Genomic DNA, 9,674 nt, shown 5'->3' on the forward strand with positions numbered 1-9,674 from the left:
AAAATGCTTTGCTCCTGCTCTGGCAGACCGGCAAAGGCGTCGGCCACTTGCTGGCTGCTGATCGGCAGGTCGTAGCCACAGCAAGAGAACACATAGCTGTCGCTGGGGTAGTCGTCAGCCGAACACAGCTTGTCCATCGCCGCTTGCGGCAGACGTTCCAAGGACGTTTCCCGGCTGGCCCGCCGTTTCATTTCCCGGATATAGTCGATTGCCTCATGCTTCAACACGGTCTTGAAAAAGGCGTCAAACCTGCACTGTTCGCCATAGCCGCGGGGGTTGGTTTCCATCTTCTCACCCCCTTTCGCTGGGGGATGGTGGTGGTACTCTCCCTTTCCGCTAACAGAGCGTTCAGCGGCACAGGTTTTGCGCGCAAAACCGCTTTCCGCAGAGAAAAAAGTGAAGAAAATTTTCCGGGCCGCAGGAAACGACAAAAACCGCCCGGCAGGTCATAGACCCACCGGACGGTTTGCACTGCATCGTATAGTATAACTTCATAGCCGCAGTTCCCCCAGGTGGGGGACGGGCTTTTTTTGATAAATCAAGGGCTGTCAGATTGTGTCGAATGACGGTGCATTTCATAGCGGCTGCCTCCTGTCAGCCGCCGTATCTGTCAGTATTACCGCGTCGCTACTTTTGAGGATAAAAGAACGGCGGCTTTAATTTCTTAAAACCACCGCAGGAAATAATTTTGTGCATAGAAAAGGGTCTGCCCAGCAGCGGTTTTTTCTTTTCTGCCGCTGGGCAGATTTCTTTTTGCTAATTGCTATGCTAAACCACAATTTCACAGAAATGTCACCGTTCTAATTCATCTTACTGATTCCGCAAAGGGCGCAATTCTTTCAAACTCTCCTGAGCGCCGCACTCTAAAATATAAGGAACAATCTCTTGGTAAGCCTTTTCAGGAGAATCTGCTTCTGAGGGGATATATGTCCACTGTGTCAGAATGCTGTGAGCATAGTTGCAATGAATATTCCCAGTATAAATCTGTACCAGAGGATCAGTGATCCAACTTCCGTCAGCAGATGCACAATCACTCCGATAGGTAAAATACCGCTGTCCGTCCTTCACATAAATGATGTTCACTGCCAATTGATCTTCTGCGATGTCCGAGCGTTCTGTCCTTCCGGCCATTTCATTGTAATCGTTCTCGGCCTCCACCTTTTCAAAATAGAAGTATTCCCTCCATGCGGCTAATATTTCCTGTTCCATATCGCGGTACTGGTCTGGTACTAACAGATTCAGCGTCAAATCATCCAGCACGATCTGTTTTTCCAGCTCCGAACCATCCGCTGTTTCAATGGGATTCCATTTGAAATATTCCCGGCTCACCTGTATCGACATCCCGGCAGGAGCAATCTCGATTGGAACTTCCGGACTGTTCATGGCATATAGGGGAGTACCCTCATCATCCATAGCCTGATAATTGTATGCGTCCATGACAAACGCCCCTGCTTTTTCCTCCAGCCGAGCCAGCAGTTTTTGGCTGCGCTGTGCAATTTCCAAATATTTTGCATCGCTTTCATCTTCTCCGCTGTTATAGACCACCGTGCGGTAAAGGGGGTCCTCCCACTTGGGTTCCGCCGCTTCCTTCCCAGCGCAGCCTGCAAGTGCCAGAAACACAGCCAATAACGCCACCCACTCTAATATCTTCTTCATCTTACATTCGCTCCTTGTTTGTAAATTGGTTCATTTTTGAAAGGCCCCAGCTTTTCTTTCTCATTGCCGCAGCCGTTCGATGATGCTGGCCTTGGCGATTTGGCGGTACAGCAGCGCCGGTATTGCCACGGTCAGGAGAATAAGGAACGGGTAGATCACCAGCATGGGCCACATAACAAACCGATAGGTGAAGAACCAAATCCCACTGGAAATCCCCCGCACGACTATTACAGAAAACAGAACGCCAAGAACAGCTGATGTGAGGATTGTTCCCACGGCGTAATACAGCCCCTCAAAAGAAAGCATACGCTTTAACTGTTTTCCTGTCATGCCAATACTTTGCAGCATGGCAAACTCCTTTTTGCGAGTGATAACGCTTGTCAGAACAGAGTTGACAAAGTTTGCGATGCCGATAATTCCGATGATGATACTCAATGCCCCGCCGATAGTGATGATAAGGGAAGTGAGGTCGTCAAAGGAACTGGTATAGGTCGCCTTGGATTCAAAGTCCATACTTGGCTCCACACTGTCGATATAGCTGTTCAAAAACTCTGCCATTTCTGCTTCCGTTCCCTCTTTCACATCAAAGGGGAAATTAACCAGATGGGGGTTATCACACAGCGGCAGAAAGATTTCTGTCGGGAGATAGAACCGAGACTCGCCTGTGTTGCGGGTAGTGGCCGTGTTCTCATTGGCCCGGACTTTTGCCATGATGATAAAATCATAGCTGTCAGTAATGGTGGTGGAAAGTTCCTCCGCTTTCAGATGGTTGAGCCGTACTGTATCCCCCACGCTGATATTGGGGTTCTCTATGACCGTTCCATCATCGTTACAATCCACGCTCAGAAGAATATACTCTCCCGTTTTCAGCTTTTCCAGGTCGATGGTTCCCTCTATGACTTCCATGCCATTCAACAGAAAATCGTCCGCGCCATACAGTCTTACAAAAGGATTTCCATTCCGATCTTTGTTATAGCTGAAAAAAGCATTGTGTTCCGTTGAAAACGGTTCTTCCAGCATCCAGGAGGAATAGAGCCTGCCGCCATCCGCAAAATGTTCATTCTGCCGGACGGCATCCACAAAGTGTTCCGACAACTCACTCCCGCTGGTTTCAAAGCGGAATTGGAAATAATCTGCGGTGGAAATCACAAAGTCTGTATCCATAAATTTTGCAATATACTTATCAATATCAAAACCGCCGGACAGTGTGAATACCGTGTTGAACAGCACCAGGCTCAACGTCATGGACACGATGACCAACACCGTCCGTTTGCGGTTACGGCCCAGATTCGCCAGAGCCATCATGTGGAGCTTTGCGCCGTGGGTCGATTTTTTGTCTTTGTTCCTGCGCGTTCCAAACGCCGCTGTATCTTTCTCCATATAGCGGATGGCTTCGATTGCCGAAACCGTACCGGCAATCTTCGCGGGCTTGCGGACGCTGACAAAGACAGTGAAAAGTGCGAAAGCGGCGGAACCGATGAAAATAAGAGGATTTACCGTTACTTTAATACCGGCATCTGCGGTATAACTCGTTCCGTTCATCAGGAAGGGCACCAAGGCCCGACCAATGAAGAAGCCTACCAGCAGGCCGATGGGAATACCAACCAGGGACAGCCGGATCGCCTGCCGGTTAATCAACCGCTTGATCTGCCGCTTTGTTGTCCCCAGCGTTTTCAGCTGTCCATAGGACTGAATATCCTGAATAACAGAAATCTGGAAAATGTTGTAGATAATTAAATACCCTGTTACGACAATCAACGCGACACCAACAAGGCCAGAAATTAACATAGCAGGATTGTCCGTTAATGCACCATTCTGATAGGCCGGACTGACACGGGCGATCACATAATTGCCGTCCTGCTTGCTGCCGCCCATTGTGTCGCAGGTATAGCCGGTTTCGGAAAGAAGCTGATGGAGCTGGACTTCTATATCGCCGTTCCCTTTGAACATCACATAGGCGGAGACAACGCCGGAATAATCATTGTCCACGGGATAGGTATAGGTCAAAATGTCCGAATGGGCGTCCACAAAGGCTTTCGACACGACCAGCCTCCCGATGTTGCTCAAGCTGTCTGTTTCCCAAAAGCCGCAGAGGGTAAAATCGGTGGTATATAACTTTCCCTTTACTTCATAGGTCAGAGAAACGGTTTCCCCGATCTGCGCCGGTACACCCAGGGCGTCCAATGTCTTTGTGTCCGCGATGATCTCATTTTCCGCTTCGGGCCGATGGCCTGTTGTGGGTGTGTAGCGGGCAAATTCCAGAGCGGTATCATCCATATACCACAGGTCAGACCGCCAACGCTCCAAGCCCGGATTTTTCAGCCGGTAGGAAACCGCCTTTGTATAGGCGATGCGGTCAATCAAGGGATTTCCCACCATATCGCCATAAACTTCATCGCTGATATAGTTTAAGACCGCCTGCCCATCACCGCCCGCTTTACGGATATTCTGGTCATGAACGGTGTCCATCAGGCCAGACCCCAGGGTGAAGATCGTGGTGAAAAGTATCGTAGTCAGAATGACTGCGATGATTGCAATGATATTTCTGCTCTTGCTCGCTTTGAAATAGCGGCCTGACAGCTTTTTAATCACTGCGCCGTTGTTGTTACCGAATAAAATGTCATTCATCATCAGCACCTCCTTACTCAAAAATCCTGCCATCCTCAATGCGGATAATGCGGTCGGCAAGCTGGGCGATCTCGTTGTTGTGGGTAATCATCACCAGCGTTTGATGGAATTTGTTGCTGGTCGCTTTCAAAAGTCCCAGCACATCGCTGCTTGTCCGGCTGTCCAGGTTGCCGGTCGGTTCGTCAGCCAGGACGATGGCGGGCTTGGAAACGAGGGCGCGGGCAATAGCGACACGCTGCTGCTGTCCGCCGGACAGGTTGTTGGGCATATTGTTCAGCTTGTCCCCCAGGGCCAGCAGGCGCACCACCTCATCCATGAATTTTTTGTCCACCGTATCGCCGTCCAACTCCACGGGCAGGACAATGTTTTCATAGACATTCAGGACAGGGACAAGGTTGTAGTTCTGGAAGATAAAGCCGATGTTACGCCTACGGAAGATGGTAAGCTGCTCATCGTTCAGCTCGGCCAGCTCCTTGCCCTTGATCTGAACGCTGCCGGAGGTGGGCACGTCCAGACCGCCCATCATGTTCAGCAGAGTGGACTTGCCGCTGCCGGAAGTTCCAACAATGGCGACAAATTCCCCCTGTTCAATGGAGAGGGTCACGCCGTCCAGCGCCTTTGTGATGTTCGGCTCTGTGCCGTAGTATTTTTTGAGGTCAGTTGTTTGCAAAATGCTCATGGGTTGCACCATCCTTTCTGTGATGCCGCTATCATAACAGCCAATTCTCACAGAAATGTCACGGGCCACTTATTTTGGGCCTTTGAAATATCACAATTTCGTGACATTTCAAAGTTTTCGTGGCAGGAAAACAGAAAAGGTAGAGCCGCTGCCTATTTCCGAAGTTACCTTGATGTAGCCGCCCTGCATGGTGATGATTTCGCGGGCAAGGAACAATCCTATACCGATGCCCTCAACATCGTGTACTTCTTCCTCACGATAGAAGCGTTTGAAGATCATCCCCTGTCTGCTCTCCGCTATGCCCTTGCCGCTGTCAGTAATGTCAATTTTCACATACAGCTCCCAGCTTTGAACGGACACCCGGATAGCGCCGTCCGCTGGCGTGTACTTCACAGCATTATCCAAAATATTAAACAGGGCTTCACTTGTCCATTTCCTATCATGGGCCAGCAGTATATCGGATGGACAATCTACGCTGACATGAATGTTTTTCTTTTCAGCGTTCAGCAGAATACCGCCCAGCGCCGCCGCCAAGGTATCGTAAATCGGCTGCACCTTTCTGTCCAGCGAGATCACGCCGGTTTCCAGGCGGGAGGTCTTTATCATGGCCTGCATAAGAAAGTCCAGTTTTTCAAGCTGGCCGCTGGATGCCCGCAAAAATTCCTGACGCTTTTCTTCTGCCACAGGCTGTTCCAGCAAAGTGGCGTTTACCATCTGGAGATTTGCAATGGGCGTTTTTACCTGATGGGAAATGTCGGAGATCAATTCCTGCAAGTCGGCCCGCTCTTTTGCTACACTCTCCCGGTTCTCCCGCATAACTTCATATAGGCGGATAAGCCGGTGATTGATTTTATAAAACAGGTTTTCTTCCTCACAGACCTGCGGCGGGGCCGATGCCCCGTCCAGCATATTGTCCATTGTTTCGCACAGCCTGTCCGAAAATAACACCAGCTTCCGGCGCAGAAAGGCCACGAAAAGGACTACACAGATGAACACCAGCAGGATAAACAGCAGGCTCAGCCACACGATTGCCGGATTTCTGGTAAAGAGAAAAGCCGCTGTAATGGTCATAATGGAGAGCAAAGCTAAAAAGGCTGCCCCTACCGCACAGGCGCGGTTGATGGAAAGTTTGCTGTCATTCACTTCCTTATCCCCCCAATCCACATATAGCCCATGCCATAGACGGTCTTGATATATTGCAGACCGTCTATTTCAATTTTCCCCCGGATGCGGCTGATTGCAACAGTTAGGGCGTGTTCATCTACAAAGTTTTCGTCTGCGTCCCACAGCTTTTCAAGAAGTGCCTGCCGGGTTAGAACGATTTTCGGATTTCTTACCAGCACCTTTAGTAAACGGTATTCCAACGGCGTAAAGATAACCGGCTCCCCTGCGAGGGTGGCAGTCAATTCCGAGAAATTGACGGATAGTGTACCGTCTGTGTAGCAATCGCCGCCTGTCTGCTTCTCGATGCGGCCCAGCAGGGCCGAAACCTTTTTTTGGAATACGCTAATCGGAAACGGCTTTGTCACATAATCGTCCGCTCCCAGCTCAAAGCCTTTCAGCATATCGCTTTCCATATCGTTTGCTGTCAGGAAAATCACAGCAGTATCTGGACGGCGCTCTTTGATTCCTATACAGAAGTCAAACCCGTTTCCATCAGGCAAATTGACATCCAGCACAATCAGATCATAGTCCTGCGCTTCACAGAAATTAACCGCCGCTGATTTTGACATAGCAGCATCTACTGTGTAGCCCGCCGCCGAAAGATTGTAGCAAAGGGTATTGTTCAAAAGGCGGTCATCCTCAACGACTAAAAGCCTCATGGCTTCACTTCCTTTCCCATATTAGGGTAACATGAAAATGTCACAGAAATATCACAGATATTTTATCCCGCAAAAGTTAATCTAATTTTAGGGAATTAGCACACATAAATCAATTCTAAAATGAAAACAGTGAGGAAACATAACCGTAGCAAGCATAGGGAGTGTGGCCACACTCCCGAAAAACGGCCAAATCCGGCTCCTGCCGGGCCGTGTTCGTTTTTGCTTGTTGGGATAGTCCCAAACCCTCATGCAGAACGGAAGCAGCACTCACAGAGGCATAGCAGATGTAGCGATGTATTTTTATCAGGCTATCCGAAAAGTCTGTACCAAGACGCCGAAACAGCGGGACAGAAAATTTATGGGTCAGGCGTAGAAAAAGCAGCTCCCAGAGGTATTGAAAACACAGTTTTTTCGTGAGTGTCGGAGAGCGGCAAGGTGTTTATATCTGTTCTCCCGAAAATGGGGATAACTCTTTCTACATAACCAATCTATCCGACACTTTGGCTGACAGCCCTAAATTAGCCCATCAGCCTACGCATTTAGGGTCTATTCAGCGCCCTGTTGCCAAGGCTTCCAAGCGGCGGTCGCATAGGGGGTAATACGATTTGACCTGTACCCTCAAAAATGGACTTCTAACTGCGTAGAAATGGACAGTGACCCCCTGCCGCCAGGATAGAGCTGATATGTAATGCTTTAGAGGCAAAACAGCCCCGCTATTTCAAGGCTTTCCGGCTACGGTCGATAGGGGGGCAGTACAATTTGACCTGCGCCTGCCAAAACGGGACTCTAACGGCGTACAGATGGACGCAAAAAAACCAGGGCAGGAGGCCGACACTCCGGCACTCCTGCCCTGGCTTCTGCTGGACTATAAGCTGTGCTGTCACACAAGAGGCCCTGCGGCCCTCTTGTGGCACCCGCAGAAACCGTACACCCGCTTCGCGTCTGTACGGTTTCTGCGGGTCAGATAACATCGAAGATAACCCCTGCTGCTATTTGGCCTCTCTGCTTCCGCTTCCATTCCATTCCCTTCCGGCGGCTTTGCCGCCCATCCCCGAGGGAAGGGGTAGGGGAAAGGATAGGAAAGGAATGGGTAATTGATAAATCTTTAATTGATTTTTCTTTATTTACTTATATCTTTATCTTATTGTGTCGGATTTACCTACATAGGATTTTCTAAAATGTACCCCATAAAGTGGACACAAGACGAAAAGGAAGATTAGGAAAGTGGACACGAAAAAGGCGGGCACGTCCCCTCAAAGTGGACAGAGATACAGATAGCAATCCCAAGAAATGGACAGCTATGGTACACTGGAAAAAGAGGGAGGGACATAGATGGAACCGAAACACAAGCGCAGCAGCTTTGGATTATATGAGATAGCGCTGCTGAAGGAAAATCTATATACACACGAGGTGAGAGCACGGCAGATTTCATTTACGGCGGAATTTAAGCGAATCTTTTGGGCACGGTACCAAGCTGGAGAGTACATACCAGCTATCTTTGAGAGCTTGGGCTATGATCCGGAAATCCTGGGGATTGCGCGTATGTACAGTCTTGCGTCAAACTTGAGGAAATGTGTGGCAGAGGGACGCGGATTTACAAGCGGCTATACGAATCGCGCCAAAGACCACGGGAGAGCAGAGAAGAAAGCTGCACCCGACACCAGTGCCATGCAGCATGAACTGACGTATCTTCGCCAGCAGGTAGAATTTCTAAAAAAATTACCGAGTTGGACAGAGGGACAAGGCAGAGGCGCTGATGATGGACAAGCCAGACAAGAAGTTCGAGTTGATCCATGAGATCGTCAGCAAAGAGGATAATGTGCTGAGTATTACGGAGTTGTGCCGAATTGCTGGTGTGTCCCGTTCCGGGTATTACCGCTGGGTAAATGCAGAGGATATACGGCAGACGCGGGAGAGACAGGACCAAGAGGATTTTTCACTGATTTTACAGGCGTATCAATTCCGAGGCTACGCCAAGGGCATTTGCAGTATCCATATGAGGCTGCTGCATCTGCCGGAGCCGATTGTGATGAATGTAAAGAAAATCCAGCGGCTCATGCGTAAGTACGGCCTGCATTGTCCCATCCGGCAAGCAAATCCCTACCGCAGGATGGCAAAGGCGATCCGCACCAACACGGCGGCGGACAATCTGCTTAATCGGGAATTTGAACAGCATGGACCACGCAAAGTCCTCCTGACAGACATTACTTACATCCCTTATCACGGCGTGTTCTGCTACCTGTCCACCATCCTGGATGCCTATACGAAGCAAGTCCTGGCCTATGTCCTCAGCCCATCCCTTGAATTGGATTTCGTTCTGGAGACGGTCCACAGCTTGATACAAAAACACGGCGTTTCCCTGGATGCGCAAACACTGGTTCACAGTGACCAGGGCTGCCACTATACCAGTATACGTTTCATCCAGGTCCTCAAAGACAGCAGTCTGCGGCAATCCATGTCCCGCAGGGGCAACTGCTGGGATAATGCTCCGCAAGAGAGCTTCTTTGGACATATGAAGGATGAGATCGATCTGTCTGGCTGCGAGACCTTCGACCAGGTCAAAACGATCATTGATGATTGGATTGACTATTACAATAACGACCGTTATCAGTGGCAGCTGGCAAAACTCTCGCCAAACGAGTTTTACCGCTACCTTGTTTCTGGCGTTTATCCTTTGCTGGGCAAATCATCATTCGATGCAAAGTTTGACCCTATTTGACTTTGCTTGACTGTTTTATCTGTATTTCATTTTGTCCTTGACATTGGTGATGTGGTATAAAAAAAGTTGACACCCCATTCTCAAGGATTGGATATATAATCAAGAGAATAAGGAGTGGACAAAAATGGCAGAAAACAGACAATACGACCATGAATACAAAGTACAGGCA

At 49.3% G+C, this 9,674-nt stretch carries 8 protein-coding genes; 2 read left to right on the plus strand and 6 right to left on the minus strand.

From position 1 onward, the window contains the following. From D1159_RS17815 to D1159_RS17840, 6 genes are all read right to left on the minus strand, one after another. Positions 1–287, minus strand: a 287-nt coding sequence (locus tag D1159_RS17815) for a sigma-70 family RNA polymerase sigma factor (RefSeq protein ID WP_161846958.1), incomplete at its 3' end; no start/stop codon positions are given. 523 nt (positions 288–810) lie between these two features. After that, positions 811–1,656, minus strand: a complete 846-nt coding sequence (locus D1159_RS17820) for a hypothetical protein (protein WP_161846959.1) — start codon at positions 1,654–1,656, stop codon at positions 811–813. Positions 1,657–1,716: 60 nt separating this feature from the next. After that, complete coding sequence (locus tag D1159_RS17825) at positions 1,717–4,287, minus strand: ABC transporter permease (RefSeq protein ID WP_243152377.1); 2,571 nt, start codon at positions 4,285–4,287, stop codon at positions 1,717–1,719. A 10-nt stretch (positions 4,288–4,297) separates the two neighbouring features. Next, positions 4,298–4,963 carry an ABC transporter ATP-binding protein gene (locus D1159_RS17830; protein WP_161846960.1) on the minus strand — a complete coding sequence of 222 codons (666 nt, stop codon included), beginning with the start codon at positions 4,961–4,963 and terminating at the stop codon, positions 4,298–4,300. Positions 4,964–5,071: 108 nt separating this feature from the next. After that, positions 5,072–6,106: a HAMP domain-containing sensor histidine kinase gene (locus D1159_RS17835; protein ID WP_161846961.1), complete on the minus strand. Its 1,035-nt coding sequence runs from the start codon at positions 6,104–6,106 to the stop codon at positions 5,072–5,074. Then, positions 6,103–6,786, minus strand: coding sequence for a response regulator transcription factor (locus D1159_RS17840; protein ID WP_161846962.1), 684 nt, complete (start codon positions 6,784–6,786; stop codon positions 6,103–6,105). Before D1159_RS17840 ends, D1159_RS17835 begins: the two co-directional genes overlap by 4 nt. Positions 6,787–8,118: 1,332 nt before the next feature. Between D1159_RS17840 and D1159_RS17845 the strand changes: the two genes are divergently transcribed. Both D1159_RS17845 and D1159_RS17850 read left to right on the plus strand, forming a co-directional pair. Continuing rightward, positions 8,119–8,583: an HTH domain-containing protein gene (locus tag D1159_RS17845; RefSeq protein WP_161846963.1), complete on the plus strand. Its 465-nt coding sequence runs from the start codon at positions 8,119–8,121 to the stop codon at positions 8,581–8,583. After that, entirely contained in the window at positions 8,543–9,505 is a 963-nt protein-coding gene (locus D1159_RS17850; RefSeq protein WP_161846964.1) for an IS3 family transposase, read from the plus strand. Before D1159_RS17845 ends, D1159_RS17850 begins: the two co-directional genes overlap by 41 nt. The last annotated feature ends 169 nt before the right edge of the window (positions 9,506–9,674 follow it).

The organism is Pseudoflavonifractor sp. 524-17, from assembly GCF_009935845.1.
Classification (GTDB): domain Bacteria; phylum Bacillota; class Clostridia; order Oscillospirales; family Oscillospiraceae; genus Pseudoflavonifractor_A.

Bases quoted from the DNA above. Each gene is read 5' to 3' on its own strand.
- D1159_RS17820 (WP_161846959.1), bottom strand. From the start codon at position 1,656: ATGAAGAAGATATTAGAGTGGGTGGCGTTATTGGCTGTGTTTCTGGCA.
- D1159_RS17825 (WP_243152377.1), bottom strand. From the start codon at position 4,287: ATGATGAATGACATTTTATTCGGTAACAACAACGGCGCAGTGATTAAA.
- D1159_RS17830 (WP_161846960.1), bottom strand. From the start codon at position 4,963: ATGAGCATTTTGCAAACAACTGACCTCAAAAAATACTACGGCACAGAG.
- D1159_RS17840 (WP_161846962.1), bottom strand. From the start codon at position 6,786: ATGAGGCTTTTAGTCGTTGAGGATGACCGCCTTTTGAACAATACCCTT.
- D1159_RS17845 (WP_161846963.1), top strand. From the start codon at position 8,119: ATGGAACCGAAACACAAGCGCAGCAGCTTTGGATTATATGAGATAGCG.
- D1159_RS17850 (WP_161846964.1), top strand. From the start codon at position 8,543: ATGATGGACAAGCCAGACAAGAAGTTCGAGTTGATCCATGAGATCGTC.